Source organism: Micrococcus sp. R8502A1, from assembly GCF_006704135.1.
In the GTDB taxonomy this organism is placed as follows: Bacteria; Actinomycetota; Actinomycetes; order Actinomycetales; family Micrococcaceae; genus Micrococcus; species Micrococcus luteus.
On the sequence record NZ_VIGS01000005.1, the window covers coordinates 1 to 26,791 of the forward strand.

Sequence of the window (26,791 nt, forward strand, 5' to 3'; positions counted from 1 at the left end):
ATTTCTTTTTGACTCTAGAGTGCGTCGGCATCCACAGATGTATACACGTGTGCGATCGTCGGCAGCATCATATGTGTATAGGAGACAGGGCCGGGTGCGCGCCGCCGCGCCGGCGTCGCGGCTCAGAGGTTGCCGGTGGCGATCATCAGCATGCGGCGCACGGGCTCGGCCGCACCCCACAGCAGCTGGTCGCCGACGGTGAACGCCGAGAGGTACTCGGGACCCATGTTGAGCTTGCGCAGCCGACCGACGGGGATCTGCAGGGTGCCGGTCGCGGCGATCGGGGTCAGGTCGGTGACCGTGGCCTCCTTGGTGTTCGGCACCACCTGCACCCACTCGTTGTCCGCGGCGATGATCTGCTCGACCTCGTCCAGCGGCACGTCCCGGGTGAGCTTGAGGGTGAGGGCCTGCGAGTGGGAGCGCATGGCGCCGATCCGCACGCACAGCGAGTCGAACGGGATCCGGTCCGCCCCGGTCAGTCCGAGCACCTTGTTGGTCTCGTCGTAGGCCTTGCGCTCCTCGCGGGAGACGCCGTCGCCCAGGTCGGAGTCGATCCAGGGGATCAGCGAGCCACCCAGCGGCACGCCGAACTGCGTCGAGTCCAGGCCGCCGCGCTGCAGCTCGATCACCTTGCGGTCGATCTCGAGGATCGCCGACGCCGGATCGGCCAGCTCGGCCCGCACCGCGCCGCCCAGCTCGGCGTACTGGGTGAGCAGCTCGCGCATGTGCCGGGCGCCGCCGCCGGAGGCGGCCTGGTAGGTCATGGCGGTGCCCCACTCGACCAGGCCCGCCTTGAACAGGCCACCCAGGCCCATGAGCATGCAGGACACGGTGCAGTTGCCGCCGATGAAGTCCTTCGTCCCGTTCGCCAGGGCGGCGTCGATCACGCCGCGGTTCACGGGGTCCAGCGCGATCACGGAGGTGTCCGCCATGCGCAGGGTGGAGGCGGCGTCGATCCAGATGCCGTCCCAGCCGGCGGCGCGCAGCTTCGGGTACACGGCCTGCGTGTAGTCCCCGCCCTGCGCGGTGAGGATCACGGGCAGGGCCTTGAGCGCGTCCACGTCGTACGCGTCCTGGAGCACGCCCGGGTCGCCGGCCATGCCCTCGAGCACGGGCGCGGGACCGCCGGCGTTGGACGTGGAGAAGAAGACGGGGTGGACGCGGGCGAAGTCGCCCTCCTCGGCCATGCGCTGCAGGAGGACGGACCCCACCATGCCGCGCCAGCCGACCAGTCCCACGGTGGGCACGGCGGCCGCGTCGGGGGCGTTCACAGATGCGGGGGCAGCGGAAGTCATGCCCTCCAGGCTAGCGGCCCTGCTGCGCACGCTTCCGCCTGTTCCACGCGATGAGACCGCCCACGGCGAACACCTGGGTCAGCACGAGCAGGAACACCAGCCCCGCGATGGTCTTGCCCTGCAGCACGAGGATCAGCCCGAACACGGCGCACACGAACGCCAGCACGGGCAGGGCGACGAGCGCGAGGAACGAGACCGCCTGCGGGGAGAGCAGACGCTGGTCGTAGTCGGTCGGGGCCATGTCAGTCGCGTTCCCATCGTTCGAAGCGGTGGCGCGGGCCGGAGGCGGAGTCCAGCCACGCGTCGGGGGCGGGCTCGACGGCGGTGCGCCGCCAGCGGGCGTCGAGCAGCGGGGCGTGCGTGTCGCCGTCGACGTCCGCGTCGATCACGGTCACCTCGGCGCGCGAGGCCACGTCGAGGGCCTGCTCGTAGAGCGTCGCCCCGCCGATCACCCACACGGTGTCACAGCCGTCGGCCTCGGCCGCGGCGGACAGGGCCGCCCCGAAGTCCGGCACGACGACGGCACCCGCGGCCCGCAGCTCCGCGCCGGCCTCCTCGGTGGCCGTCAGGGTGCGGGAGACCACGATGTTCGTGCGCCCGGGCAGCGGGCGGAACCGCGCCGGGAACGACTCCCACGTGCGCCGGCCCATGATCACGGGGTGGCCGTGCGTGTGGGCCCGGAAGTGGGCGAGGTCCTCGGGCACGTGCCACGGCATGGTGCCGTCGCGGCCGATGACGCGCTCGGGGGTCTGGGCCCAGATCATGGCGATCACGGGCTCGGTGGGACGGGTGGCCCGGCTCATGGGGTCGCTGCGCATCCTCGGCTCAGACGGCGATCGGCGCCGTGATGGTGGGGTGGTGACGGTAGTCGAGGACCTCGAAGTCGTCGTAGTCGTAGTCGAAGATCGACGCGGGGGTGCGCCGCAGCCGCAGCCGCGGGTACGGGTACGGCTCGCGGGAGAGCTGCTCGCGCACCTGCTCCTCGTGGTTCGCGTAGATGTGCGCGTCCCCACCGGTCCACACGAACTCGCCGGGCGTCAACCCGGTCTGCTGCGCGACCATCACCGTGAGCAGCGCGTACGAGGCGATGTTGAACGGCACGCCGAGGAACAGGTCCGCCGAGCGCTGGTAGAGCTGGCACGAGAGCCGCCCGGGGGCGCCGTCCTGACCGGGGGAGACGTAGAACTGGAACAGCGCGTGGCACGGCGGCAGCGCCATCTCGTCCACCTCGGCGGGGTTCCACGCGGTGACGATGTGCCGGCGCGAGTCGGGGTTCGTCCGGATCTGCTCCACGACCTTGGCGATCTGGTCGATGTGGCCCCCGTCCGGGGTGGGCCACGAGCGCCACTGCACGCCGTAGACGGGGCCGAGCTCGCCGTCCTCGTCCGCCCACTCGTTCCAGATCCGCACGCCGCGCTCCTGGAGCCACCGCACGTTCGAGTCCCCGCGCAGGAACCACAGCAGCTCGAGCGCGACCGACTTGAAGTGCACGCGCTTGGTGGTGATCAGCGGGAAGGACTCGGCCAGGTCGAAGCGCAGCTGGCGACCGAACACGCTGCGCGTGCCCGTGCCGGTCCGGTCCGTCTTGACGACCCCGTGGGCCATCACGTCGGCGAGGAGGTCCTCGTAGGGGGTGGGGATGCTCACCTGGCCCACTCTAGCGATCCGAGCGGACGCGCTGAGCGTCGTCGACGGCCCGGCGGAGGCGGGTACCGGCAGGGCAGGGCCCCGCCCCCGGTCAGCCGTGGAAGACCATGTCCTGGTACTCGGGGTAGCGGCGCAGGTAGTCCTCCACGTAGGAGCACTCGGGCACGATCCGGTCACCCTCCGCGCGCAGCCGGTCCAGGACCATGGTCACGAGGGCGCGGGCGAAGCCGCGGCGGCCGAACTGCTCGTCGATGATGGTGTGCTGCAGGCGCAGGACCACGGTGTCCTCGCCGTCCGCGCCGCGCACGGTCTCCTGGTCGTAGCCGAGGAACCCGATGAAAGTCCCGTCCTGGCGCAGCTCGAAGCGCTGACGGTCCGGGTCCCGGGTCACCGTGAGGCGCTCGTGGACGATCTTCTCGGGCTGGCTCTGGGCGGCGGTGTTCTCCATGACCCGAGCCTAGGGCCGGGGGCGGGCCCGCTCAACGGTGGCCCGGTCGCGCGGGCGGCTCAGTCGTCCCAGGGGTCGTAGACCTCGACGGCCACCACGTCGCCGTCGAGGTCGAGCGCGCGGTGCGCCACGAGCACAGCGCCGGGCCGCAGCCACGGGTCCTCGGTCGGCAGGGCCCGCAGCACGCGGTCCGCCTGGCCGGCGGCCGCGTCCTCGACCACCTCGAACAGCGTCGGCAGCACCGGCCGGTGCGTGCACACGACCAGCGGCCGGGAGCGGCCCATGAGCTCGGCCATCACCTTGCGGGTCTTCTTGGGCTTCTCCCGGGCCGTGGTCTCCGTGAACGCGCCCTTGGTCTTCAGCGGCAGCCGGCTGGACTTCACGAGCGGGGCCAGCGTCTCCACGCAGCGGCGCCACGGGGAGGAGACCAGCCGCTCCGGCCGCCAGGCCGCCACGAGGCCCTCGACAGCGAGCGCCTGCCGCCGGCCCGTCGCCGCCAGCGGGCGCTCCTGCTCGGCGCGGGACCACGAGGAGCGGGGCTTGGCCTTGGCGTGGCGCAGCACCAGCAGCGGCACGGTCCGCAGGCGCCCCCGGGAGGCGGCACGCAGCAGCAGCTCGAGCGGTTCGCGATCCGAGTCGTTCGTCAGCAGCCGCCGGGCCTCGTCCGGCCCGACCCAGCGGACCTCGTCCACCTCGTCGCCGTCGGGCAGGGCGCGCTGGCCGTCGACCTCGGCGGCCCAGTACCAGACCTCCTTGCTCAGACGTGCGCCCCGCTTGCCGGGCACCTCGTACGCGGTCACGCACAGCGGGATGCCCGGCCGCAGCTCCAGGCCGACCTCCTCGCGCAGCTCGCGCACCGCGCACTCCGGCAGCGTCTCACCCGGATCGAGCTTGCCCTTGGGCCACGACCAGTCGTCGTAGCGCGGCCGGTGGATCACCATCACCTCGAGGCCGCCGGGCACGCGGCGCCACGGCAGCATGCCGGCGGCCAGCACCTCGGCGCGGGGGCCTTCCGAGACACGGTCCTCCGTGGACCAGCGGGCGACGCGGTCGGCGTGGGACGAGGGCATGGGGCGGGTTCCTCTCGGGTGCGGCGGCCGCGACGACTGCTGGGGCAGGGCACGGGGCGTGGCCGACCCCGCGGGGGCCGGCCCCACCAGGATACGAGGCCGCCGGGATGTGCCCGGCCGGTCCCCGCCCGAGGGTCTCAGGGGCGGCGGTATTGGGCGTCGGCGGCGAACAGCTCGAAGCCGAGGGACGCGTAGAGCGTGACGGCGGCCGTGTTGTCCGCGTCCACGTACAGGTCCACGACGTCGACCCCCTGCTCCGCCATCCGGTGCAGCCCCGCCAGGGTGAGGGCCCGACCGAGGCCGAGGCCCTGGGCGTCGGGGGAGACGCCCACGGCGTACACCTCCCCGACGCGCGGGCCGTCGGCTCCGGCATCCGGCTCCATCTTCGTCCAGTGGAAGCCGAGCAGCCGCCCGTCCGCCTCGCGGGCGGCGAGCAGGAGGCCGTCGGCGTCGAACCAGTCCTCCGCCATGCGGTCGTCGAGGTCGGCGCGGGTCAGGCTGCCCTGTTCGGGGTGGTCCGCGAAGGCGGCGGCGTTCACGTCCAGCCACGCCTGCTCGTCCTGGCCGGGGACGAAGCCGCGCAGGGTGACCCCGTCGGCGAGCCGCACCTCCGGCAGGGCGGCGAGCGCCGCGTGCGACAGGCGCATCCGGCGCAGCTCGCGGACGGGCTCGAGGCCGTGCCGCCGGGCGAGCCGGACCGCCCCCGGGAGCATGCCGTGGGCCCAGACGCTCGTGGTGTCCTCCCGCGCCAGGTCTCGGACCGCGGCGGCCGCGGCGTCGGCCAGGGCCGTCCCCCGGCCGATGCGGCGTGCCGCCGGGTCGACGACGAGCTCGAGCACGGCCGCCGTGCCCTCGGGCACGAGCACGGCCGCCCCGTCGATCGCCCCGTCCGTGCCCCGGGTGGCCCCCCACCAGAGCTGCCCGCCGCGGGCGAGCAGCACGCGCGTCTGGTCCGAGAGCGGGGGATGACCGTCCGCCGCCCCGGCGCGGTCGGCCAGGTCCAGGACGGCGCTCGCCTCCTCCGGGCGCGGGGTGACGACGCGCGGCGTTTCGTCGGCGTCGGAGGTCGTGGGGGTGGGGTGTTCGGCCATGCCGGCCACCCTACGGAAGGAGGGCGGTGGCCCGCGAGGTGCGCCCCGCCGTCGCCCGCCCAGGGCCGAGCCGGTGCGCACCTGGCAGGATGGGGCAGGTGATGCGCTTGTCCATGGCCCTGAGTGCGGCCGTCGCCGCCCTCGTCCTGGGCGGTGCCGCGTTGCTGGGCCCGGTCCCCGCCGCCCTCGCCGCCGCCGTCGTGATCCTGGTCATCGCCTGGGGCTGGCCGCGGCAGATGGGCGCGCCCGCGCGCCTCTCGCTCAGCCTCACCCTGGCCGTCGCCGGGGGCGCCGCGGTGCTGCTCATGCTGCTGTGGCCGCCGCTCGAGGACGGCCACAGCGGGGCCTGGACGCTCTTCGAGCCGCTCGCCGTCGTCGTCGCCTGGAGCACCATGGCCTCGTTCGTCGTCCAGCTGGTGCGCGGGACCGGCCGGCCGCTGCGCCTCGAGTCCACCGTCGCCACGATGGGCGGGGCGTTCATGGCCGTCGTGACGGCGTGCTGGGTGGCCGTCTCGCGCTGGACCGACACCCCCGCGGTCGCCGGGCTGGTCATCACGCTGGCGGTCACGGTGGCCGCGGTCTGCCTCGTCGGCCTCACCCCGTGGATGCAGGGCCGGCCGGGAGTCCTGGCGCTCGTCGTCATCCCCCTCGGCACGGTGCTCGCGTGGCCCGTCTCGGCGCTGGCCGGCGTGGGCGCCCAGGACCGGCCGGCCGTCACGGCCGCGGCGCTCGCGGTGGCCGTGCTGGTGTCCCTGACCGCCGCCACGGCGCCGTCGTCGCGGCCGCGACCCGAGGACCGGCCGGTGGGCACCACCCTGCGCCCGCGCCGGGCGGGCTACGCCCTCGCGTTGGCGCCCGTGGGCGCGGCCGGCGTCGTGGCGCACGTCATGGTGGGCTTCCTGGCCTGACAGGTCGGGCCCGCTCGGTAGGATGTCCCGCATGGATACCCTTCTTGCGCTCGAGATCTTCTTCCTGGCCCTCGTGGTCCTGGCCGGCCTGGGCATGGCCGCCGTCGCCGCGGTCGTCATCAGCGGCCTCTTCAAGGGCCAGCGCTGAGGACGCGCGGCCCGCTGTCGGGCCGCGCCGTGATCTGCCATGGCGACTGAACTCCCCTACGACCTCACCCCCGAGCTCGCGCCCCTGTCCTGGCTCATCGGCAGCTGGGAGGGCCAGGGTCGCCTCGGCGACGGCTCCGCCGGCACCGAGATCTTCTACCAGCGGGTGGACTTCACCGAGCACGGTCTGCCGTTCGTCGAGTACCGCGCGGAGTCGTGGCTGTGCGAGGCGGACGGCACGCTGCTGCGTCCGCTGACCGTGGAGTCCGGCTTCTGGCAGGTGGACCGGGCGCGGCGCGACGGCGACGTCGGCCCCGGCATGCGCCCGGCGGACATCGTCCCCGCGTTCCGCTCCGCCGAGGACGTCGAGCGGCTGCGCGCCGGCGACGAGGGCTTCGGCCTGACCGCCACCATCACGCATCCGGGCTCGCTGTCCGAGCTGTACTACGGCCGCATCAAGGGCCCGCAGCTGCAGCTGGCCACGGACGCGGTCCTGCGTGGCTCCGCCGCCGGCCCGTACCACCGGGCCACCCGCATGGCCGGTCTCGTGAACGGGCAGCTGTTCTGGCGCTGGGACGTCGCGGACGCCGCGGGCGCCGAGCTCGAGGCGCACGCCTCCGCCATCCTGGACCGCATGCCGAGCGCGGCCGAGGGTCGGCTCGCCCCGGGGGCCGAGCGTCCTCGCGGGGCTCGCGGGGAGCAGTCGTGACGGCCTCCCGCAGCCCGCTGCTGGACCTGGCCGTGGCCGAGCCGCAGGGGCCGGCCGGCGGCGCCGTCGAGGGCCGCGGCCCGGACGCCGGCGTCGCCGCGCACTACGGTCGCCCCCTGCCCGAGCAGCGCGCCCTCGCCCGGGGCCGCGCCCTGGTCGACCTCTCCCACCGGGCCGTGCTCTCCGTGTCCGGCCCGGACCGGCTGAGCTGGCTGCACACGCTCGGCACGCAGCACGTCGAGACGCTGCCCCCCGGCACGAGCACCGAGATCCTCTTCCTCGACGTGCAGGGGCGGATCGAGCACGCCGCCCACCTGCTCGAGGACGGTACCGCGGCCTGGCTCGTCACGGACCGCGAGGACGGCCCGGGCCTGGCCGCGTGGCTCACCTCGATGCGCTTCTCCCACGACGTCACGCTGCGGGACCACACTGGGGCGGTCGCCGTCGTGGGCGCCACCGCGCCCGTGCCCGGCTGGGAGGACCGCACCGTGTGGCTGGACCCGTGGCCGCGCGTCGGGGCGGGCGGCTGGGCCTACACGGCCGATCCGGATCCGGCGACCCACCCGGGGGCGGACTGGTCCTGGCGCGAGTACCTCGTCACCCGGGCCGACCTCGAGGCCACCGTCCGCGCGCTCGGCACGGGCGTGCTCGCGGGCTGGTCCCTGGCGGGCACGACGGCGGCCGAGGCGCTGCGCATCGAGGCCGGCCGCCCCCGCCGGGCCCTCGACGTGGACGACCGCGCGATCCCGCACGAGCTGGACCTGCTGCGCACTGCCGTGCACCTCGAGAAGGGCTGCTACCGCGGTCAGGAGACCGTGGCGCGCGTGCACAACCTGGGCCGCCCGCCCCGCCGCCTCACCCGCCTGCTCCTGGACGGCTCCGTCCACGCGCTCCCCGAGCACGGTGCCCCCGTGATCCTCCGGCCGGCCGAGGACACGCCCGAGGCCCGCGCCGCCGCCCGTCCGGTGGGGACGGTCACCGCCGCGGCCCAGCACCATGAGGCGGGCGCCGTCGCCCTGGCGCTGCTCAAGCGCACGGTGCCCGTGGACGCCGAGCTGCTGGTCCGCGAGGACGCTCCCGGCGAGGACGGTGCCGCCGAGGGCGGCTGGATCGCCGCGAGCCAGGAGCCGCTCGTGTCCCCGGACGCCGGGCAGGTCGTCGGCCGACCGCGCGGCGTGGGCCGCCTGCGCTGACCGACTCGCCGGCTCAGTCCAGCGCGAGGACGGTCCGCGTGCCCGCCGCCTCCAGCCCGACGGCGATCGCCACGTGGTGCGCGGCTGTGTGGCCCGCCGGCACCTCGGCGAACGGCAGCAGCCCCTCCAGCGCCGCCCGGTCCATCGCCACGGCCACCGCGTAGCGGCCGAGCCCACGACCGCGCAGCCGCGGTGGGGTGAGGGTGCCCAGCGAGGCCAGCACGCCGCCCGTCACGCGATGCCCCGCCGCCGCCACCGCGGCTTCGATCGCCCGTCCTGCGCCGTCGTCGGGAACGAGCGCGACCGAGGACTCCCAGGAGGGGACACCCGCCTCGGCCACGTCGTCTGCGGGGGCCTGCGCGACCACGGCGTGGACGTGGGCGGGGTCGTCGGACACGGCGACGGTGCGCGAGGGGTCGACCGGCGGCGGTTCCTCGGCGGCGTAGAGCGTGAACTCGGCGCGCGAGCGCACGGCCTCCCCGGCGGCGGCGCGCACCGCCGTCCGCAGCAGGGCCGACTCCACGCCCAGCGCCTCGACGGGCACGCCGCGGCAGGCACGCGTGAACCACGCCGGCCCCGCCACGACGGTGGCCCAGGGCAGGGCCAGCACCTCCGCCTCGGCCATATCCGGCCGGACCACCTCGATGCGGCGCGGCTCGGCGCCCGCCGCCGGGGCGTCGCCGGGCAGCAGCGCGGTGTCGGGCAGGCCAAGCCGACGCGCCAGCCCGAGGGCCAGCACGCCGACGGCGGGGTGGTCGGGTCTCACCGGCCGAACAGGATCTTCGCCTCGTCGTAGCGCGAGACCGGCACCTTCTTGAGGCCCTTGAGGGCGGCGCTCATGGGGATGGAGATGATCTCCGTGCCGTTGGCCGCCACCATCTGTCCCCAGCGGCGCTGGGCGACGAGGTCGACGGCGCCCATGCCGAAGCGCGTGGAGAGCACGCGGTCCGTGGCGGTGGGGGCGCCGCCGCGCTGGATGTGGCCCAGGATGGTGCTGCGCGTCTCGATGCCCGTCATCTCCTCGATCTCGCGGGTCACCCACTCGCCGATGCCGCCCAGACGCGGCCGGCCGGACGCCTCGACGCCGGCCTCGGCCAGCGGGTCGTCGTGGCCCTCGGGGACGAAGCCCTCCGCCACCACGACCAGCGGGGAGCGACCGCGGTCGTGGACCTGCTGCACCCACTCGGCGACCTGGGACATCGGGGTGCGGACCTCGGGGATGAGGATCGCGTGGGCGCCGGCGGCCATGCCCGAGTGCAGGGCGATCCAGCCGACGTGGCGGCCCATGACCTCGGCGACCATGCAGCGGTGGTGGGACTCGCCCGTGGTGCGCAGCCGGTCCATGGCGTCCGTGGCGATCTGCACGGCCGTGTCGAAGCCGAACGTGTAGTCGGTGCCCTGCAGGTCGTTGTCGATCGTCTTGGGCACGCCCACGATCGGCAGCCCGTCCGCGGCCAGGCGGTTCGCGCCGGCCAGGGTGCCCTCGCCGCCGATGGCGATGACGGCGTCGATGTCCAGCTCGCGCAGGTTGCGGAGCATGTTCTCCGGGCCGCCGCCCTCCGCGTCGTAGGGGTGCGTGCGCGAGGTGCCGAGGATGGTGCCGCCGGTGCGGGCCAGGCCGCGCACGCGGGAGCGGGGCAGGTCCTCGACGTCCTTCTCGATCAGGCCGGACCATCCGTTGCGGATGCCCACCATCTCCATGTCGTACGACTTGATGCCGTGCAGGACGGCGGAGCGGATGACGGCGTTCAGGCCGGGGCAGTCGCCTCCGGAGGTGAGCATTCCGACGCGCATGGGGTCCTCTCGGGCGTTCTCGTGGGGGTCGGCACTACCCTAGGCGTGCCCGCCGCGTCGCGTCAGGGGACGGGCGACGGGCGGCGGGTCAGCCGAGGGCCACGAGGACGGCGACCTGGAGGGCCGTCGCACCCACGAGGATGCCGCTCGCCGGGCCGAGGGTGCCGGGACGACGGCCGCTGAGCAGAGTGCCCAGCATGACGGGGGCGATCACCGCGAGCGCGGCCACGAGCATCGGCACGGCCAGCAGCGTGGGGGTCGGACCGACGCCGAGCAGCAGGCTGATCCCGAGGGCGGCGAGCGCGGCGAGGACGGCCCCGACGTAGGTGGCGGCCTGCGCGATCGGCCCGAGGCGCGGCTTCGCGGCCGTGGCTGCGGACCCCGAGCCGGTCGGGGTGGTGGCCGCCCGCGGGGCCTCGTCGGCCAGACGCGCCGCGGCCCGCCGCTCGCGAGAGTGGACGGGCTCGCGCCACGCGCCGGTCGCGGGGTCGATCCATTCGGGGCGGAAGCCGTGCGGGTCGGCGACCTCGGCTGCCCGCTCGCCCGGGCCTCCGCCGACGTACCAGGCCGGGCGCGGCACGGCGTGGGTGGGCTGGTCGGCGTCGGGGGCCCGGCCCGGGGCCACGCGGGCCTGCGCCCGGCCGTCCCAACGGGTCACGAGCCACCAGACGAGCACGGCCAGCGCGCCCAGGCCCACGAGGGAGCCGGGGCCGCCCACGGCTGGGGCGATGAGGGTGAACCCGGCGCCGAGCAGCAGGTTGAGGGCGCCGATCGCCCCGATCACGCCGATGGCCACGGTGGCGTCCTGCCACTCCCCGCGGCGCAGGCGGCCGAACTGCACGCGTCCGTCGGCGTCGGGGAGGACGGCCCAGGCGGCCGCGTAGGCCAGCAGGCCCAGGCCCGCGGAGACCATGCATACGGCGACGAACACGCCGCGGGCGAGCAGCGGGTCGATGCGGTAGCGCTCGGCCACGCCGCCGAGCACCCCGCCGACCCACGAGGCCGGCGAGCGGCGCACGCCCCAGCCCAGGACGGCGCGGCGCAACCAGCCCGGCAGGGCGTCCAGTCCGTCGGGGCCGGTCTCGCCCGCAGTGGCTCCGTCGGGGGCGACGTGGGGGCCGGGGCCGGTGAACGGGTCGTGTGTGCTCGTCATGTCTCCATCCTCGTCCGCCCGCGGCCCCCGCCCATCCGGGAACTCCCGGAATCCTCCCCGGATGTGTCACCCCGTCCGACGCGGCAGGATGGGGGCATGCCCACCCCGTCCGCGCCCGCGCAGGCCCCACGTCCGCCGTTGATGCGGCACGGGGCCGACCGCCCGGTGTCCGGCGTCGCCGCGGGGCTCGCCCGGCATCTCGGGGTGCCCGTCGGCCGTGTCCGCGCGGCCCTGGCGCTGCTGAGCCTGATGGGCGGCGCGGGCCTGGCCCTGTACGTGTGGCTCTGGCTGCTCATGCCGGAGGAGGGCCCGGACGGCGCTCCCGCCGCCGACGCCCCCACCCTGCGTGGTCGCGCCCCCGAGGTGCTCGAGCGGGTGCGCGAGGGCGGCTGGCCGGTCCTGCTGGCCGCCGTGGTGCTCGGCGTGGGCGTGCTGACCGTCGCGGACGGCCTCGGCCTCGCCGTCGACTGGGCGCTCGTGGGCCCGGTGGCCGTCCTCGTGATCGGCCTCGGCCTGGCCTGGATGCAGCTCGACCTGGCGGGCGGGCCCCGGGCCGGGCGGAGCGGACGACTGGTCCGCCTCGTGCTCGGCACGGCCCTCGTGCTGCTGGCGGTGCTGGCCATCGTCCTGGGCGCCGTGAGCTCGGGCGAGCTGTGGCGGGCCCTGCTGGCCGCCGTCGCGATGCTCGCCGGCGCGGCGCTGGTGGCCATGCCCTACGTCCTGGCCTGGCTGCGCCGACGCGACGCGGAGCGGACCGCGTTCGCGGTGCAGGTCCAGCGCGCCGAGATCGCGGCGCACCTGCACGACTCGGTGCTGCAGTCCCTCGCCCTCATCCAGCGGCGCGCCCATGACGCAGACGCGGTGGCCCGGGTGGCCCGCGCCCAGGAGCGTGAGCTGCGTCAGTTCCTCGCCCTGGACTCCCGTGGCGGCCCGCGCTCCCTGGCGGAGGCGCTCGAAGAGCACGCCGCCGCCGTCGAGGACGCACACGGGTCCCGGGTGGAGGTCGTGGCCGTGGGCCGGGCCGCCGGGGCGTGGCTCGAGCCGCTCGCGGCCGCGGCACGCGAGGCCATGCAGAACGCGGCCCGGCACGCCGGCGACGCGCAGGTCTTCGCGGAGGCCGGTGAGGACGACCATGGCCGCACCGTCGCGGAGGTGTTCGTCCGGGACCGTGGCCCCGGCTTCGACCTGCACACGGTCCCGGCCGACCGGCTCGGCGTGCGGGAGTCGATCCTCGGCCGCATGGAGCGTGCCGGCGGGGCCGCCCGCATCCGGTCCGGCCCGGGCGGCACCGAGGTCCACCTGACGCTGACCGAGCCCGAGGGAGCGCGAGCGCGCGCCGGACAGGAGCACCCATGACCGACCCCGCCCCGCGCACGGCCGTCATCGTGGACGACCACGCGATCTTCCGCTCCGGCCTGCGCGCCGACCTGGACCCGGACCGACTGGCCATCGTCGGCGAGGCCGGGGACGTGGACGAGGCCGTCCGCACCGTGCTGGACCTGGTGCCGGATGTGGTGCTGCTGGACGTGCACCTGCCCGGCGGGGCCGGCGGCGGGGGAGCGGAGGTGGCCGAACGCGTCCTCGCGCGCCGACCCGCGCAGCGGTTCCTGGCACTGTCCGTCTCGGACGCGGCCGAGGACGTCGTCGCCGTGATCCGTGCGGGGGCCCGCGGCTACATCACCAAGACGGCCTCCGGCGCGGAGGTGGCGGACGCGGCGGTCCGCGTGGCCGACGGCGATGCCGTGTTCTCGCCCCGACTGGCCGGGTTCGTCCTCGACGCCTTCCGCGGCACGGCGCCCGCGTCCCCGCCCGTCCCCGCCGCGGCGACGAGCGGCGCTGCGGCCCCCGACGAGGACCTCGACCGCCTCTCGGCACGGGAGCGGGAGGTCATGCGGCTGATCGCCCGCGGCTACACCTACCGGGAGGCCGGGGTGGAGCTGTTCATCTCGGACCGCACGGTCGAGACCCACGTGTCCTCCGTGCTGCGCAAGCTCCAGCTCTCCAACCGCCACGAGCTGACCCGCTGGGCCGCGCGCCGCGGATACGCCTGAGCCCCGCGGCACGCGGCGTCGCGGGGCTCAGGGGCGGGGTGTGCGGCTCAGGCGCTGAGCAGGGCGCGGATGCGCTCGACGCCCTCGGCGAGGTCCGCATCGCCCAGCGCGTAGGACAGTCGCAGATAGCCGGACGGGCCGAACGCCTCGCCCGGGACCACGGCGACCTCCGCGTCGTCGAGGATGAAGGCGGCCAGCTCGGCCGACGTCGTGGGGGTGACGCCGCCGCGGTAGGTCTTCCCGAGCGCCTCCCGCACGTCCACGTACGCGTAGAACGCGCCCTGCGGGGTGGGGCAGTGGAAGCCCGGCACGGCGTTCATGGCCTCGACCATGGCCCGGCGCCGGCGGTCGAACGCCGTCTTCATCTCCGCCACGGCGTCCAACGGGCCGGCGACGGCGGCCAGCGCGGCCCGCTGCGACACGTTCGCCACGTTCGAGGTGGCGTGGGACTGCAGGTTCGTGGCGGCCTTGACCACGTCCAGCGGACCGGCCATCCAGCCGACGCGCCAGCCCGTCATGGCGTAGGTCTTGGCGACGCCGTTGAGGATCACGGACTGCTCCGCCAGCTCGGGCACGGCGCGGACGATCGAGGTGAACGGCATGCCGTCGTAGGTCAGGTGCTCGTAGATCTCGTCGGTGACCACCCACAGCCCCCGCTCCCGCGCCCACTGGCCGATCGCCGCCGTCTCCTCGGGGGAGTACACGGCGCCGGTGGGGTTGGAGGGGGAGACGAACAGGAGCACCTTGGTGCGGTCCGTGACGGCCGCGTCGAGCTGGTCCACGGTGACCTTGTAGCCCTGCTCGGGGCCGGCGAACACCTCCACCGGCACGCCGCCGGCCAGGCGGATCGCCTCCGGGTAGGTGGTCCAGAAGGGGGCGGGGACGAGCACCTCGTCCTGCGGGTCCAGCAGGGCGGCGAAGGCGTTGTACACGGCCTGCTTTCCGCCGTTGGTCACGAGCACCTGGGCGGCCTCGAGGGACACGCCGGAGTCGCGCAGCGTCTTGGTCGCGATCGCCTCGCGCAGCTCGGGCAGGCCGGAGGCGGGGGAGTAGCGGTGGTTCTTCGGGTCCCGGGCCGCGGCGACGGCGGCCTCCACGATGTAGTCCGGGGTGGGGAAGTCGGGCTCGCCGGCGCCGAAGCCGATCACCGGGCGCCCGGCGGCCTTGAGCTCCTTGGCGCGGGCGTCGACGGCGAGGGTGGCGGAGGGCGCGATGGCGGACAGACGGGCGGAGACGCGGCGGGCGGGCGCGGCCATGGGGACCTTCTTCGAGCTCGACGGGGAGGGCGGGGCGGAGCGGGGCTCCGTCCTGCCAGGGTACTGACTGCCCGGGACCCGTTCGACTCCCGCCGCCCGATGGCGTATCCTGGATCTCCGGTACCGCGTTCACGGTCGATCCCGCGAGGGTTCGGCCGGCCCCGTCGGTCCGAAGGGTAGTGGCGCAATTGGTAGCGCAGCGGTCTCCAAAACCGCAGGTTGCAGGTTCGAGTCCTGTCTGCCCTGCTCGATGCCGGGCCTCGTGCTCGGCATCGGACGTGTAGAAAGCGATTCGGCGATCCGACGAGTGAGGCCACGTGACTGAGATGGCGGCGAACGGCGGGGGACCCACCCCCACGCCGAGCAGGCAGCGTCGCGGGCTGTTCGCGCGGATCGCGCTGTTCCTGCGCCAGGTGGTGGACGAGCTCCGCAAGGTCGTCACCCCCACGAGCGAGGAGCTGCTGCGTACGACCGGAGTGGTGCTCGCCTTCGTGGCGTTCATGATCCTGCTGGTCATGGGGCTGGACTGGGTGTTCGGCACCGTGGCGGGTCTCCTGTTCGGCGCCGGCGGCCTCTGAGCCCGGCGCGGACGGTCCCGACCTCGCAGGACGCGTCCCCCGCACGCCCGTGAGGGCCCTCCCCGACGGCAGGGCCCGCCGTCCGTCAGCAGAAAGCAGGAATCGTGTCCGAGCAGGAACTGGATCGTCAGCCCGCCGAGGAGTTCGTCCCGATGTCGGAGGACGCCGTGGCCGAGGAGACCGCCGAGACCGCGCAGGACGCCGGGACGCCCGTCGAGGACGCCCTGGACGAGGCCGCCGGCAGCGGTGACGAGACCGCCGAGGCCACCGTGCAGGAGGCCGACCTGGCCGTCGCCGAGGGCGAGGACGCGCCGACCCCCGTCGAGGAGCAGGCCGACGACGAGCCCGCCGTGGACCCCGCCGAGGAGCTGCGCACCCGCCTGCGCCGCCAGCCCGGCGACTGGTACGTCGTCCACACCTACGCCGGCTACGAGAAGCGCGTGAAGACGAACCTCGAGGCCCGCATCCTGACCCAGGACATGGAGGACTCGATCTACGAGATCGAGGTCCCCATGGAGGAGGTCGTGGAGATCAAGAACACCACGCGCAAGATCGTCTCGCGCGTGCGCATCCCGGGCTACGTGCTCGTCCGCATGGACCTCGACGACGCCTCGTGGGGCGTCGTGCGGCACACCCCGGGCGTCACGGGCTTCGTGGGCAACGACGCCCACCACCCGCAGCCGCTCAGCCTGGACGAGGTGTACGACATGCTCGCCCCGTCCGTGATCCAGGAGGCCGCCCGCGCTGCCGAGAAGGCCGGCCTGGCCGTCCCCGCCTCGGTCGAGTCCGGTGCGCCCGCCGCCCCCGCGATCCACGTGGACTTCGAGGTCGGCGAGTCGGTCACCGTCAACGACGGCCCGTTCGAGACCCTCCCGGCCACGATCTCCGAGATCAAGCCGGAGGCCCAGCAGCTCGTGGTGCTCGTCTCGATCTTCGAGCGCGAGACCCCCGTGACGCTGTCCTTCAACCAGGTGACCAAGGCCATCTGAGGACACCCGACGCTTCCGCACCGGGCCGGCCGCCTGCCGGCCCGGACGCGGCACCGGCCGCCGCGCCACGGCGGCCACCGCCCCCGGTGCGCTCCTGCGCCGAGGGTCCCCCAGTGAGAGAAGGATCCACTCATGGCTCCCAAGAAGAAGGTCACCGGTCTGATCAAGCTTCAGATCCAGGCCGGCGCCGCCAACCCGGCCCCGCCCATCGGCCCCGCCCTGGGCCAGCACGGCGTGAACATCATGGAGTTCTGCAAGGCGTACAACGCCGCCACCGAGTCGCAGCGCGGCAACGTGATCCCGGTCGAGATCACCGTGTACGAGGACCGCTCGTTCACCTTCGTGACCAAGACCCCGCCGGCCGCCGAGCTCATCAAGAAGGCCGCCGGCGTCGCCAAGGGCTCCGCCACCCCGCACACGGCCAAGGTCGGCACGTTGACCCAGGCCCAGTGCGAGGAGATCGCCCAGACCAAGATGGAGGACCTGAACGCCAACGACGTGCAGGCCGCCGCCAAGATCATCGCGGGCACCGCCCGCTCGATGGGCATCACCGTCGAGGGCTGACGCCCACCCCCACCCCCTTCCAGTGGCAGGGCCGAGCGCGGCCCGCAGACCACGACTGCACAAGGAGAAGAACGCAGATGGCAAAGCGCAGCAAGGCATACAAGGCGGCCAAGGCCGCGATCGGCGAGGATCTGTACTCGCCGGTGGAGGCGATCCGCCTCGCCAAGGAGACGAACCCCTCCAAGATCGACGCCACCGTGGAGGTGGCCCTCCGCCTCTCGGTCGACCCCCGCAAGGCCGACCAGATGGTCCGCGGCTCCGTGAGCCTGCCCCACGGCACCGGCAAGACCGCCCGCGTCGTCGTGTTCGCCACCGGTGACCGCGCCGAGGCCGCCCGCGCCGCCGGCGCGGACGTCGTGGGTGACGACGACCTGATCGCCCGGATCTCCGAGGGCTGGGTGGACTTCGACGCCGCCGTGGCCTCCCCGGAGCTCATGGGCAAGGTCGGCCGCCTGGGCAAGGTGCTCGGCCCCCGCAACCTGATGCCGAACCCCAAGACCGGCACCGTGACCCCGGACGTGGCCAAGGCCGTGGCCGACATCAAGGGCGGCAAGATCGACTTCCGCGTCGACAAGCACTCCAACCTGCACTTCATCATCGGCAAGACCTCCTTCGAGGCCAAGGCCCTGGTGGAGAACTACGCCGCAGCCCTCGAGGAGGTCCTGCGTCTGAAGCCGTCCTCCTCCAAGGGCCGCTACATCTCCAAGGCCACCGTGGCCACCACCTTCGGCCCGGGCGTGCCCATGGACCCGAACGTGACCTCGGTGGACTCCTCGGAGCTCTGAGCCACGCGGCCCCGGCGACCGGGGCCCACGACGCCGGCCGGTCGTCCCCGCAGCGGGGACGACCGGCCGACGTCGTCCCGGGTCGATTTTGCGGGCCCACCCCGGACGTGTACGCTGGTGCCTACCGAAGACCGCCGGTCGTGGTGCCCTGCCTCCGGGCAGAGCCCACCGAAGGATCTCCCTGACGGAGATGGCCCGCGCAGGTGAACGTGAGCCACGCTCGCATCCGCTCGTCGACCCTCCGGGTCCGACCGCGTCGATGCTCCTGCCGCGCCCCGTGCATCTGCACGGGGCGCTTTCTCGTCTCGGGGTGGCGGTTCCCACGCATCATCGAGAGGAGTGCCATGGCGACGTCCGCGAAGGAGTCGGCGGTGGCTGAGCTCACGGACCTGTTCCGTCAGTCCAGCGCCGCTGTTCTGACGGAATACCGTGGCCTGACGGTGACGGAGCTCAAGCAGCTGCGTGACTCCATCCGTCAGGACGCGACCTACGCCGTGGCGAAGAACACGCTGGCCGAGATCGCGGCCAAGGACGCCGGTCTGGAGGGCCTCGAGGCTCACCTGTCCGGTCCCACCGCGATCGCGTTCGTGACCGGGGACCCGGTCAACGTCGCGAAGGCCCTGCGTGACTTTGCCAAGGATCACGAGAAGCTCGTGCTCAAGGGCGGCTACATGGATGGCCAGCCCCTGGACGAGGCCGGCATCAAGAAGCTCGCGGACCTCGAGTCCCGCGAGGTGCTGCTGGCCAAGTTCGCCGGCGCGATGAAGGGCAGCATGTCCAAGGCTGCCGCCCTGTTCCAGGCGCCGCTGTCCAAGACCGTCCGCACGGTCGAGGCGCTGCGCGCCGCGCAGGGCGAGGCTGCCTGAGCAGTCCGCCCCGGGCTGCACGGCCCACCACTTCACACGTAGTCAAGACGTACCCGTAAAGGAGCCATCATGGCCAAGCTGACCACCGAAGAGCTGCTCGCCGCGTTCGAGGAGCTGACCCTCATCGAGCTGTCCGAGTTCATCAAGGCGTTCGAGGAGAAGTTCGACGTCACCGCCGCCGCCCCCGTGGCCGTGGCCGCCGCCGGCGGTGCCGCCGGTGGTGCCGAGGCCGCCGCCGCCGAGGAGAAGGACGAGTTCGACGTCGTCCTCGAGGCCGCCGGCGACAAGAAGATCGGCGTCATCAAGGAGGTGCGCGCCCTCACCTCCCTCGGCCTGAAGGAGGCCAAGGACCTGGTGGACGGCGCCCCCAAGCCCATCCTCGAGGGCGTCAACAAGGAGACCGCCGAGAAGGCCAAGGAGCAGCTCGAGGGCGCCGGCGCCACCGTCACCCTCAAGTGATGATCGCGGCCTGAGCCGCATCACGCCTCCTCACGAGGCCCCCGGATCCGCACTGCGGACCGGGGGCCTCGTGGCGTCCCAGGTCACGCACCCGCGGCTGGACAGGGGAGACGGGCGGGGATAGGATGGATCTTTGCATCTCCCCTGTTCCGTGCCGCCCGCAGGACCCCGCGTCCCGCCGTGGCCCGCACGGTTCCGCACGGCCTTCATATAGCGGTGGGCCGGCGCCGCCGTCTCGCGGCAGGGGAGCGAACGGAACCCAGAAGGCCTGTGGAAGGATCCTACGTGGTCGCCTCGAGCACCTCCAACGAAACCGCTACCGTCTCCCCGCGATCCGGCGCCTCCGCCGGACGCGTCTCCTTCGCCAAGATCTCCGAGCCGCTGGACGTGCCGGACCTGCTGGCGCTGCAGACCGAGTCGTTCGACCGCCTGATCGGCAATGAGCGGTGGGCCGCGCGCGTGGACGCCGCCCTGGCCGCCGACGACCACTCCGTGCCCGTCACCTCGGGACTGACGGACATCTTCGAGGAGATCTCCCCGATCGAGGACTTCCAGGGCACCATGTCCCTGTCCTTCGCCGAGCCGGAGTTCGCCGACGCCAAGATGACGGAGGAGGAGTGCAAGGATCGCGACGCGACCTTCTCCGCCCCGCTGTACGTCAAGGCCGAGTTCATGAACAACACGACCGGCGAGATCAAGCAGCAGACCGTCTTCATGGGCGACTTCCCGCTGATGACCCGCAACGGCACGTTCATCATCAACGGCACCGAGCGCGTCGTCGTCTCCCAGCTGGTCCGCTCCCCGGGCGCCTACTTCGAGCGCACCCCGGACAAGACCTCGGACAAGGAGATCTTCTCCGCGAAGATCATCCCCTCGCGCGGCGCCTGGTTCGAGCTCGAGGTGGACAAGCGTGACCAGGTCGGCGTCCGCCTCGACCGCAAGCGCAAGCAGCCCGTGACGGTGCTGCTCAAGGCCATGGGCTGGACCGAGTCCCGCATCCTGGAGGAGTTCGGCCACTACGACTCCATCCGCGCCACCCTCGAGAAGGACGGCACCGCGGACCAGGACGAGGCCCTGCTCGACATCTACCGCAAGCTGCGCCCGGGCGAGCCGGCCGCCGTCGACGCCGCGCAGACGCTGCTGAACAACCTGTACTTCACCCCGAAGCGCTACGACCTCGCCAAGGTGGGCCGCTACAAGCTCAACCGCAAGCTCGGCGTGGACGTGCACCTCGGCGACCCCAACGCGTCTGTGCTCACCGAGGACGACATCGTCCAGATGGTGCACTTCATCGCCGCGCTGCACGCCGGCGAGACCGTCATCAAGGGCACGCGCGACGGCGAGCCGGTGGACGTGCGCGTGGAGATCGACGACATCGACCACTTCGGCAACCGTCGCATCCGTGCGGTGGGCGAGCTGATCGAGAACCAGATCCGCACCGGCCTGTCCCGCATGGAGCGCGTCGTGCGCGAGCGCATGACCACTCAGGACGTCGAGGCGATCACCCCGCAGACCCTGATCAACATCCGCCCCGTGGTGGCGGCGATCAAGGAGTTCTTCGGCACCTCGCAGCTGTCCCAGTTCATGGACCAGAACAACCCGCTGGCCGGCCTGACGCGCAAGCGCCGCCTGTCCGCGCTCGGCCCGGGCGGCCTGTCCCGCGACCGTGCCGGCATGGAGGTCCGTGACGTCCACCCGTCGCACTACGGCCGCATGTGCCCCATCGAGACCCCGGAAGGCCCGAACATCGGCCTCATCGGCTCGCTGGCGACCTTCGGCCGGATCAACTCCTTCGGCTTCATCGAGACCCCGTACCGCCGCGTGGTCGACGGCCGGGTCACGGACACCGTGGACTACCTGACCGCCGACGACGAGCTGGCCTTCCAGATCGCCCAGGCGAACGCCCCGGTGGATGAGGACGGCCGGTTCGAGGAGGAGTTCGTGCTCTGCCGCCAGCGCGGCGGCGACGGCGAGCCCGTGCTCTCGACCGTGGACGAGATCGACTACATGGACGTGTCCCCGCGCCAGATGGTGTCGGCGGCCACCGCCCTGATCCCGTTCCTCGAGCACGACGACGCCAACCGCGCGCTCATGGGCGCGAACATGCAGCGTCAGGCCGTGCCGCTGCTCCGCTCCGAGGCCCCCTACGTGGGCACCGGCATGGAGAAGTACGTGGCCGTGGACGCGGGCGACTCCGTGACGGCCACCCAGGGCGGCGTCGTGACCGAGGTGGCCGCGGACCTGGTGACCGTCATGAACGACGACGGCACCACCACGCACTACCCGATCATGAAGTTCGCCCGCTCGAACCAGGGCAACGCCTACAACCAGCGGGTGCGCGTCTCCGAGGGCGAGCGGGTGGAGCCGCTGAGCATCATCGCCGACGGTCCCGCCACGGACAACGGCGAGCTCGCGCTCGGCAAGAACCTCCTCGTCGCGTTCATGCCCTGGGAGGGCCTGAACTACGAGGACGCGATCATCCTGTCCCAGCGCATGGTCTCGGAGGACGTCCTCACCTCGATCCACATCGAGGAGCACGAGGTCGACGCCCGCGACACCAAGCTGGGCGCCGAGGAGATCACGCGCGACATCCCCAACGTGTCCGAGGAGGTGCTCTCGCAGCTCGACGAGCGCGGCATCATCCACATCGGCGCCGAGGTGGAGGCCGGCGACATCCTGGTCGGCCGCGTGACCCCGAAGGGCGAGACCGAGCTGACCCCGGAGGAGCGCCTGCTGCGCGCGATCTTCGGCGAGAAGTCCCGCGAGGTCCGCGACACGTCCCTGAAGGTGCCGCACGGCGAGTCCGGCACCGTCATCGGCGTGCGCATCTTCGACCGCGACGAGGACGACGACCTGCCCCCGGGCGTGAACCAGCTGGTGCGCGTCTACGTGGCGCAGAAGCGCAAGATCACCGACGGCGACAAGATGGCCGGCCGCCACGGCAACAAGGGCGTCATCTCGAAGATCCTGCCGCTCGAGGACATGCCGTTCCTGGCGGACGGCACCCCGGTGGACATCGTGCTGAACCCGCTCGGCGTCCCCGGCCGCATGAACCTCGGCCAGGTCATGGAGCTGCACCTGGGCTGGGCCGCCTCGCGCGGCTGGGACATCCAGGGCGAGCCGGAGTGGATCAAGGACCTGCCGAACTTCCCGCGGCAGTCCGGTCCGGTCAACGTGGCCACCCCGGTGTTCGACGGCGCCGAGGCGTACGAGATCACGGGCCTGCTCGGCCACGTGAACGTGACCCGCGACGGCGACCGTCTCATGAGCGACAGCGGCAAGGCGCAGCTGTTCGACGGCCGCACCGGCGAGCCGTTCCCGGACCCGGTGTCCGTGGGCTACATGTACATGCTCAAGCTGCACCACCTGGTGGACGACAAGATCCACGCCCGTTCCACGGGCCCGTACTCGATGATCACGCAGCAGCCGCTGGGCGGTAAGGCCCAGTTCGGCGGCCAGCGCTTCGGCGAGATGGAGGTGTGGGCGCTCGAGGCGTACGGCGCGGCGTTCACCCTCCAGGAGCTGCTGACCATCAAGTCCGACGACATCCACGGCCGCGTGAAGGTCTACGAGGCCATCGTCAAGGGCGAGAACATCCCGGAGCCGGGTGTTCCCGAGTCCTTCAAGGTGCTCATCAAGGAGATGCAGTCCCTCTGCCTGAACGTGGAGGTCCTCTCCGCCGACGGCCAGGCCATCGAGATGCGCGACGCGGAGGACGAGGTCTACCGCGCCGCCGAGGAGCTGGGCATCGACCTCTCCCACGCCGAGCCCAGCTCGGTGGAGGAAGTCTGAGCCGGGCCCGATCCCGCATCCACAAGACGTCACCTGAGAACCACTGAACCAAGGGAGTTCACCGGAGCATGAGCGTGAACAGCATGTCCACTGACAACTCTTTCGGCCTGATGCGCATCGGCCTGGCCACGGCGGAGGACATCCGCCGCTGGTCCTACGGCGAGGTCAAGAAGCCGGAGACCATCAACTACCGCACCCTGAAGCCGGAGAAGGACGGACTCTTCTGCGAGAAGATCTTCGGCCCCACCCGTGACTGGGAGTGCGCGTGCGGCAAGTACAAGCGCGTGCGCTTCAAGGGCATCATCTGCGAGCGCTGCGGCGTCGAGGTGACCCGCTCGAAGGTGCGCCGCGACCGCATGGGCCACATCGAGCTGGCTGCGCCGGTCACCCACATCTGGTACTTCAAGGGCGTGCCCTCGCGCCTGGGCTACCTGCTGGACCTGGCGCCGAAGGACCTCGAGAAGGTCATCTACTTCGCGGCGTACATGATCACCTCGGTGGACGAGGAGGCCCGGCACCGCGACCTGGCCAACCTCCAGGCCGAGTACGACCAGGAGACCCGTGTCCTGGCCGACCAGCGTGACTCCGACATCGCCGCGGTGGCCGCCGACCTCGAGAAGGACCTGGCCAAGCTGGAGTCCGAGGGCGCCAAGGCCGCCGAGAAGAAGAAGGCCCGCGACGCCGCGGACAAGACCATGGCGCAGATCCGCAAGCGCGCGGACGCGGACCTGGACCGCAAGGAGCAGGTCTGGGACCGCTTCAAGAACCTCAAGGTCGCCGACCTCGAGGGCGACGAGGGTCTGTACCGCGCCATGCGGGACAAGTACGGCCAGTACTTCGAGGGCTCGATGGGCGCGGAGGCGATCCAGCGTCGCCTGCAGACCTTCGACCTCGAGGCCGAGTCCGAGATGCTGCGTGAGACCATCAAGACGGGCAAGGGCCAGCGCAAGACCCGTGCCCTGAAGCGCCTGAAGGTCGTCAACGCGTTCATGACCACGGACAACTCGCCCGAGGGCATGGTCCTGGACGCCGTCCCGGTGATCCCGCCGGAGCTGCGTCCGATGGTGCAGCTGGACGGCGGCCGCTTCGCGACCTCCGACCTCAACGACCTGTACCGTCGCGTGATCAACCGTAACAACCGCCTGAAGCGGCTGCTCGACCTCGGCGCGCCCGAGATCATCGTCAACAACGAGAAGCGCATGCTGCAGGAGGCCGTGGACTCGCTGTTCGACAACGGCCGCCGCGGCCGGCCGGTGACCGGCCCGGGCAACCGCCCGCTCAAGTCGCTCTCCGACATGCTCAAGGGCAAGCAGGGCCGGTTCCGTCAGAACCTGCTCGGCAAGCGCGTGGACTACTCGGGCCGCTCGGTCATCGTGGTGGGTCCCCAGCTCAAGCTGCACCAGTGCGGCCTGCCGAAGCAGATGGCGCTGGAGCTGTTCAAGCCGTTCGTGATGAAGCGTCTCGTGGACCTGAACCACGCGCAGAACATCAAGTCCGCCAAGCGCATGGTGGAGCGCTTCCGTCCGCAGGTCTGGGACGTGCTCGAGGAGGTCATCACCGAGCACCCGGTCCTGCTGAACCGCGCCCCCACCCTGCACCGTCTGGGCATCCAGGCCTTCGAGCCGCAGCTCGTGGAAGGCAAGGCCCTGCAGCTGCACCCGCTGGTCTGCTCCGCGTTCAACGCGGACTTCGACGGCGACCAGATGGCGGTCCACCTGCCCCTGTCGCCGGAGGCCCAGGCCGAGGCGCGCCTGCTCATGCTCTCGAGCCACAACATCCTGAAGCCCTCGGACGGCCGCGCGGTCGCCGTGCCGGCCCAGGACATGATCATCGGACTGAACCACCTCACCACGGTGCGTCCGGACGAGGTCGGCGCGGGCAACCTGTACGCGACCGTCGGCGAGGCCATCATGGCGTTCGACGGCGGCGACCTGCACCTGAACGCGCCCGCACGGATCGGCGTCGAGGGCTTCGTGCCGTCGGCGGACGTGCCGGCCCCCGAGGGCTGGTCCGAGGGCGAGATCGCCCTCATCGAGACCACCCTGGGCAAGGTGCTGTTCAACGAGCTGCTGCCGGACGACTACCCGTGGCTGGACAAGCAGGCGACCAAGGGCACCCTCGGTCAGCTGGTCAACGACCTGGCCGAGCGCTACCCGATGGTCGTCACCGCGCAGACGCTGGACAACCTCAAGGACGCCGGCTTCCACTGGGGCACCTGGTCGGGTGTGACCGTGGCGATCTCGGACATCACCTCCGACTTCGACAAGGCCGCCATCATGGAGGGCTACGAGGAGCAGGCCCAGCGCGTGCAGCAGCAGTACGACAAGGGCCTGATCGCGGACGACGAGCGTCGCTCCGAGCTGATCGACATCTGGAACAAGGCCACCGACGAGGTCGCCGCGGCCATGAAGGACGGCCTGCCGGAGCTCAACACCATCAACCGCATGGTGTCCTCCGGTGCGCGAGGCAACTGGCTCCAGGTGCGCCAGATCGCGGGCATCCGCGGCCTCGTGGCCAACCCGAAGGGTGAGATCATCCCGCGTCCGATCAAGTCCTCGTACCGCGAGGGCCTGTCCGTGCTCGAGTACTTCTCCGCCACCCACGGCGCCCGCAAGGGCCTCGCGGACACCGCGCTGAAGACCGCGAACTCGGGCTACCTGACCCGTCGTCTCGTCGATGTGTCCCAGGACGTCATCGTCCGCGAGGACGACTGCGGCACCGAGCGCGGCCTGTCCGTCACGATCGCCGCCCCGAACGCCGACGGCGAGCTGGTGGCCCACGAGCAGGTCGAGAACTCGGCCTTCGCCCGCACGCTGGCCCAGGACGTCACGGGCGAGGACGGCACGGTGCTGGCCTCGGCCGGTGCGGACGTGGGCGACGTGCTGATCGGCGAGCTGGTGGCCGCCGGCGTCACGGAGATCAAGGTCCGCTCGGTCCTGACCTGCGAGTCCGCCGTGGGCACCTGCGCGAAGTGCTACGGCCGCTCCATGGCCACCGGCCAGCTGGTGGACATCGGCGAGGCCGTCGGCATCATCGCGGCCCAGTCGATCGGTGAGCCGGGCACCCAGCTCACCATGCGCACGTTCCACACCGGCGGTGTGGCCTCGGCCGACGACATCACGCAGGGTCTGCCCCGCATCCAGGAGCTCTTCGAGGCCCGCACCCCGAAGGGCGTGGCCCCGATCTCCGAGGTCGCCGGCCGCGTGACCATCGAGGACACCGAGGCGTCCGTGCGCCTGCTGCTCACGCCGGACGACGGCTCCGAGGAGATCGCCTACCCGGTGCTGCGCCGTGCGCGCATCCTCGTGGCCGACGGCGAGCACGTGCCGGTGGGCACGCAGCTCGTGGCCGGCGCCGTGGACCCGAAGCAGGTCCTGCGCGTGCTCGGCCCGCGGGCCGCGCAGCGGTTCCTCGTGGACGAGGTGCAGAACGTGTACCAGTCCCAGGGCGTGGGCATCCACGACAAGCACGTGGAGGTCATCGTCCGGCAGATGCTGCGTCGCATCACCGTCATCGAGTCCGGTGACACCGACCTGCTGCCGGGCGAGCTCACGGACCGGGCGCGCTTCGTGGCCGCCAACCGCGCCGCCGTCGCTGAGGGCCGCCAGCCGGCCTCCGGCCGCGACGAGCTGATGGGCATCACGAAGGCCTCGCTGGCCACGGACTCGTGGCTGTCGGCCGCGTCCTTCCAGGAGACGACCCGCGTCCTGACGCAGGCGGCCATGGAGGGCAAGTCCGACCCGCTGCTGGGCCTGAAGGAGAACGTGATCATCGGCAAGCTGATCCCGGCCGGCACGGGCCTGGACCGCTACACGAAGACCGTCGTGGAGCCGACGGAGGAGGCGAAGGCCAACCTGTTCGCCTCGCCGGCCGGCTTCGCGGACTTCGACTACCCGGGCCTGGACCAGTCGCTCGGCGAGAACGACTTCCACGCCGTCTCGTTGGACGACTACGACCGCGGGGGCGACTTCCGCGCCTGATCCCCGTCCCCCAGGG

24 protein-coding genes and 1 tRNA gene are annotated in these 26,791 nt (G+C 72.6%); 14 read left to right on the forward strand and 11 right to left on the reverse strand.

Translation table 11 applies throughout. The features are described 5' to 3' along the window. Positions 1-122 precede the first annotated feature (122 nt). From asd to mshD, 7 genes are all read right to left on the reverse strand, one after another. Positions 123-1,295 (reverse strand): aspartate-semialdehyde dehydrogenase, encoded by a 1,173-nt coding sequence (gene asd / locus FLM69_RS01830; protein ID WP_181743464.1) that lies wholly within the window; start codon positions 1,293-1,295, stop codon positions 123-125. 10 nt (positions 1,296-1,305) lie between these two features. Next, the gene (locus tag FLM69_RS01835) at positions 1,306-1,536 is read right to left on the reverse strand and encodes an NF038396 family protein (RefSeq protein ID WP_141842814.1); all 231 of its coding nucleotides are present in this window, start codon (positions 1,534-1,536) and stop codon (positions 1,306-1,308) included. A 1-nt stretch (position 1,537) separates the two neighbouring features. After that, a complete protein-coding gene (locus tag FLM69_RS01840; RefSeq protein WP_061867131.1) occupies positions 1,538-2,098 on the reverse strand; it encodes a dihydrofolate reductase in 561 nt (186 codons plus the stop codon). A 22-nt stretch (positions 2,099-2,120) separates the two neighbouring features. Beyond that, positions 2,121-2,951: a thymidylate synthase gene (locus FLM69_RS01845; RefSeq protein ID WP_061867130.1), complete on the reverse strand. Its 831-nt coding sequence runs from the start codon at positions 2,949-2,951 to the stop codon at positions 2,121-2,123. Between the two features lie 82 nt (positions 2,952-3,033). Next, positions 3,034-3,390 (reverse strand): GNAT family N-acetyltransferase, encoded by a 357-nt coding sequence (locus FLM69_RS01850; RefSeq protein ID WP_036337891.1) that lies wholly within the window; start codon positions 3,388-3,390, stop codon positions 3,034-3,036. 59 nt (positions 3,391-3,449) lie between these two features. Continuing rightward, positions 3,450-4,460 (reverse strand): NUDIX domain-containing protein, encoded by a 1,011-nt coding sequence (locus FLM69_RS01855; protein WP_141842817.1) that lies wholly within the window; start codon positions 4,458-4,460, stop codon positions 3,450-3,452. A gap of 137 nt (positions 4,461-4,597) precedes the next feature. Further along, the gene (gene mshD / locus FLM69_RS01860) at positions 4,598-5,551 is read right to left on the reverse strand and encodes a mycothiol synthase (protein ID WP_141842819.1); all 954 of its coding nucleotides are present in this window, start codon (positions 5,549-5,551) and stop codon (positions 4,598-4,600) included. 101 nt (positions 5,552-5,652) lie between these two features. Between mshD and FLM69_RS01865 the strand changes: the two genes are divergently transcribed. From FLM69_RS01865 to FLM69_RS01875, 3 genes are all read left to right on the forward strand, one after another. Next, positions 5,653-6,459 carry a hypothetical protein gene (locus FLM69_RS01865; protein ID WP_255502650.1) on the forward strand — a complete coding sequence of 269 codons (807 nt, stop codon included), beginning with the start codon at positions 5,653-5,655 and terminating at the stop codon, positions 6,457-6,459. A 187-nt stretch (positions 6,460-6,646) separates the two neighbouring features. Beyond that, entirely contained in the window at positions 6,647-7,315 is a 669-nt protein-coding gene (locus tag FLM69_RS01870; RefSeq protein WP_036337900.1) for an FABP family protein, read from the forward strand. Continuing rightward, on the forward strand, positions 7,312-8,508 hold the full coding sequence (locus FLM69_RS01875) for a folate-binding protein YgfZ (protein WP_141842822.1): 1,197 nt from the start codon (positions 7,312-7,314) through the stop codon (positions 8,506-8,508). The genes FLM69_RS01870 and FLM69_RS01875 overlap by 4 nt, the downstream gene beginning before the upstream one ends. Before the next feature lie 13 nt (positions 8,509-8,521). On the opposite strand, the gene FLM69_RS01880 is transcribed toward FLM69_RS01875, so the two are convergent. From FLM69_RS01880 to FLM69_RS01890, 3 genes are all read right to left on the reverse strand, one after another. Beyond that, positions 8,522-9,274 carry a hypothetical protein gene (locus FLM69_RS01880; RefSeq protein WP_141842823.1) on the reverse strand — a complete coding sequence of 251 codons (753 nt, stop codon included), beginning with the start codon at positions 9,272-9,274 and terminating at the stop codon, positions 8,522-8,524. Then, positions 9,271-10,302: a 6-phosphofructokinase gene (locus FLM69_RS01885; RefSeq protein WP_061867126.1), complete on the reverse strand. Its 1,032-nt coding sequence runs from the start codon at positions 10,300-10,302 to the stop codon at positions 9,271-9,273. Before FLM69_RS01885 ends, FLM69_RS01880 begins: the two co-directional genes overlap by 4 nt. 88 nt (positions 10,303-10,390) lie before the next feature. Beyond that, positions 10,391-11,455 (reverse strand): PspC domain-containing protein, encoded by a 1,065-nt coding sequence (locus FLM69_RS01890; protein WP_061867125.1) that lies wholly within the window; start codon positions 11,453-11,455, stop codon positions 10,391-10,393. Positions 11,456-11,551: 96 nt separating this feature from the next. Between FLM69_RS01890 and FLM69_RS01895 the strand changes: the two genes are divergently transcribed. Beyond that, positions 11,552-12,811: an ATP-binding protein gene (locus FLM69_RS01895; protein WP_036381519.1), complete on the forward strand. Its 1,260-nt coding sequence runs from the start codon at positions 11,552-11,554 to the stop codon at positions 12,809-12,811. Further along, a complete protein-coding gene (locus FLM69_RS01900; protein ID WP_036381522.1) occupies positions 12,808-13,506 on the forward strand; it encodes a response regulator transcription factor in 699 nt (232 codons plus the stop codon). Before FLM69_RS01895 ends, FLM69_RS01900 begins: the two co-directional genes overlap by 4 nt. Positions 13,507-13,553: 47 nt before the next feature. Here FLM69_RS01900 and FLM69_RS01905 read toward each other — a convergent pair whose 3' ends face one another. Continuing rightward, the gene (locus FLM69_RS01905; RefSeq protein ID WP_036381525.1) at positions 13,554-14,762 is read right to left on the reverse strand and encodes a pyridoxal phosphate-dependent aminotransferase; all 1,209 of its coding nucleotides are present in this window, start codon (positions 14,760-14,762) and stop codon (positions 13,554-13,556) included. Between the two features lie 173 nt (positions 14,763-14,935). On the opposite strand from FLM69_RS01905, the gene FLM69_RS01910 reads away from it, so the two are divergent. The 9 genes from FLM69_RS01910 (at position 14,936) to FLM69_RS01950 (ending at position 26,775) form a co-directional block, all read left to right on the forward strand. Beyond that, a tRNA-Trp gene (locus FLM69_RS01910) sits at positions 14,936-15,008 on the forward strand. Positions 15,009-15,088: 80 nt separating this feature from the next. Continuing rightward, positions 15,089-15,340 carry a preprotein translocase subunit SecE gene (secE, locus tag FLM69_RS01915; protein ID WP_002854774.1) on the forward strand — a complete coding sequence of 84 codons (252 nt, stop codon included), beginning with the start codon at positions 15,089-15,091 and terminating at the stop codon, positions 15,338-15,340. 104 nt (positions 15,341-15,444) lie between these two features. Next, entirely contained in the window at positions 15,445-16,329 is an 885-nt protein-coding gene (gene nusG / locus FLM69_RS01920) for a transcription termination/antitermination protein NusG (RefSeq protein ID WP_036381527.1), read from the forward strand. 132 nt (positions 16,330-16,461) lie between these two features. Continuing rightward, positions 16,462-16,893, forward strand: coding sequence for a 50S ribosomal protein L11 (gene rplK, locus FLM69_RS01925; protein ID WP_002854778.1), 432 nt, complete (start codon positions 16,462-16,464; stop codon positions 16,891-16,893). A 77-nt stretch (positions 16,894-16,970) separates the two neighbouring features. Then, positions 16,971-17,678, forward strand: coding sequence for a 50S ribosomal protein L1 (rplA, locus tag FLM69_RS01930; RefSeq protein ID WP_141842825.1), 708 nt, complete (start codon positions 16,971-16,973; stop codon positions 17,676-17,678). Between the two features lie 344 nt (positions 17,679-18,022). Further along, entirely contained in the window at positions 18,023-18,544 is a 522-nt protein-coding gene (gene rplJ, locus FLM69_RS01935; protein ID WP_141842827.1) for a 50S ribosomal protein L10, read from the forward strand. A gap of 69 nt (positions 18,545-18,613) precedes the next feature. Continuing rightward, complete coding sequence (gene rplL, locus FLM69_RS01940) at positions 18,614-19,003, forward strand: 50S ribosomal protein L7/L12 (protein WP_036317747.1); 390 nt, start codon at positions 18,614-18,616, stop codon at positions 19,001-19,003. A gap of 285 nt (positions 19,004-19,288) precedes the next feature. Continuing rightward, complete coding sequence (gene rpoB, locus FLM69_RS01945) at positions 19,289-22,795, forward strand: DNA-directed RNA polymerase subunit beta (RefSeq protein WP_141842829.1); 3,507 nt, start codon at positions 19,289-19,291, stop codon at positions 22,793-22,795. An 83-nt stretch (positions 22,796-22,878) separates the two neighbouring features. Continuing rightward, on the forward strand, positions 22,879-26,775 hold the full coding sequence (locus tag FLM69_RS01950; protein WP_141842831.1) for a DNA-directed RNA polymerase subunit beta': 3,897 nt from the start codon (positions 22,879-22,881) through the stop codon (positions 26,773-26,775). Positions 26,776-26,791 lie beyond the last annotated feature (16 nt).

What these genes read in the sequence shown, in the direction of transcription:
- FLM69_RS01865 (WP_255502650.1), top strand. Translation starts at nt 5,653, where the DNA reads ATGCGCTTGTCCATGGCCCTGAGTGCGGCCGTCGCCGCCCTCGTCCTG.
- mshD (WP_141842819.1), bottom strand. Translation starts at nt 5,551, where the DNA reads ATGGCCGAACACCCCACCCCCACGACCTCCGACGCCGACGAAACGCCG.
- rplK (WP_002854778.1), top strand. Translation starts at nt 16,462, where the DNA reads ATGGCTCCCAAGAAGAAGGTCACCGGTCTGATCAAGCTTCAGATCCAG.
- FLM69_RS01885 (WP_061867126.1), bottom strand. Translation starts at nt 10,302, where the DNA reads ATGCGCGTCGGAATGCTCACCTCCGGAGGCGACTGCCCCGGCCTGAAC.
- FLM69_RS01855 (WP_141842817.1), bottom strand. Translation starts at nt 4,460, where the DNA reads ATGCCCTCGTCCCACGCCGACCGCGTCGCCCGCTGGTCCACGGAGGAC.
- FLM69_RS01890 (WP_061867125.1), bottom strand. Translation starts at nt 11,455, where the DNA reads ATGACGAGCACACACGACCCGTTCACCGGCCCCGGCCCCCACGTCGCC.
- FLM69_RS01850 (WP_036337891.1), bottom strand. Translation starts at nt 3,390, where the DNA reads ATGGAGAACACCGCCGCCCAGAGCCAGCCCGAGAAGATCGTCCACGAG.
- secE (WP_002854774.1), top strand. Translation starts at nt 15,089, where the DNA reads ATGGCGGCGAACGGCGGGGGACCCACCCCCACGCCGAGCAGGCAGCGT.
- rplL (WP_036317747.1), top strand. Translation starts at nt 18,614, where the DNA reads ATGGCCAAGCTGACCACCGAAGAGCTGCTCGCCGCGTTCGAGGAGCTG.
- FLM69_RS01835 (WP_141842814.1), bottom strand. Translation starts at nt 1,536, where the DNA reads ATGGCCCCGACCGACTACGACCAGCGTCTGCTCTCCCCGCAGGCGGTC.
- FLM69_RS01870 (WP_036337900.1), top strand. Translation starts at nt 6,647, where the DNA reads ATGGCGACTGAACTCCCCTACGACCTCACCCCCGAGCTCGCGCCCCTG.
- FLM69_RS01900 (WP_036381522.1), top strand. Translation starts at nt 12,808, where the DNA reads ATGACCGACCCCGCCCCGCGCACGGCCGTCATCGTGGACGACCACGCG.
- rplA (WP_141842825.1), top strand. Translation starts at nt 16,971, where the DNA reads ATGGCAAAGCGCAGCAAGGCATACAAGGCGGCCAAGGCCGCGATCGGC.
- FLM69_RS01895 (WP_036381519.1), top strand. Translation starts at nt 11,552, where the DNA reads ATGCCCACCCCGTCCGCGCCCGCGCAGGCCCCACGTCCGCCGTTGATG.
- rplJ (WP_141842827.1), top strand. Translation starts at nt 18,023, where the DNA reads ATGGCGACGTCCGCGAAGGAGTCGGCGGTGGCTGAGCTCACGGACCTG.
- FLM69_RS01840 (WP_061867131.1), bottom strand. Translation starts at nt 2,098, where the DNA reads ATGAGCCGGGCCACCCGTCCCACCGAGCCCGTGATCGCCATGATCTGG.
- FLM69_RS01905 (WP_036381525.1), bottom strand. Translation starts at nt 14,762, where the DNA reads ATGGCCGCGCCCGCCCGCCGCGTCTCCGCCCGTCTGTCCGCCATCGCG.
- FLM69_RS01950 (WP_141842831.1), top strand. Translation starts at nt 22,879, where the DNA reads ATGTCCACTGACAACTCTTTCGGCCTGATGCGCATCGGCCTGGCCACG.
- asd (WP_181743464.1), bottom strand. Translation starts at nt 1,295, where the DNA reads ATGACTTCCGCTGCCCCCGCATCTGTGAACGCCCCCGACGCGGCCGCC.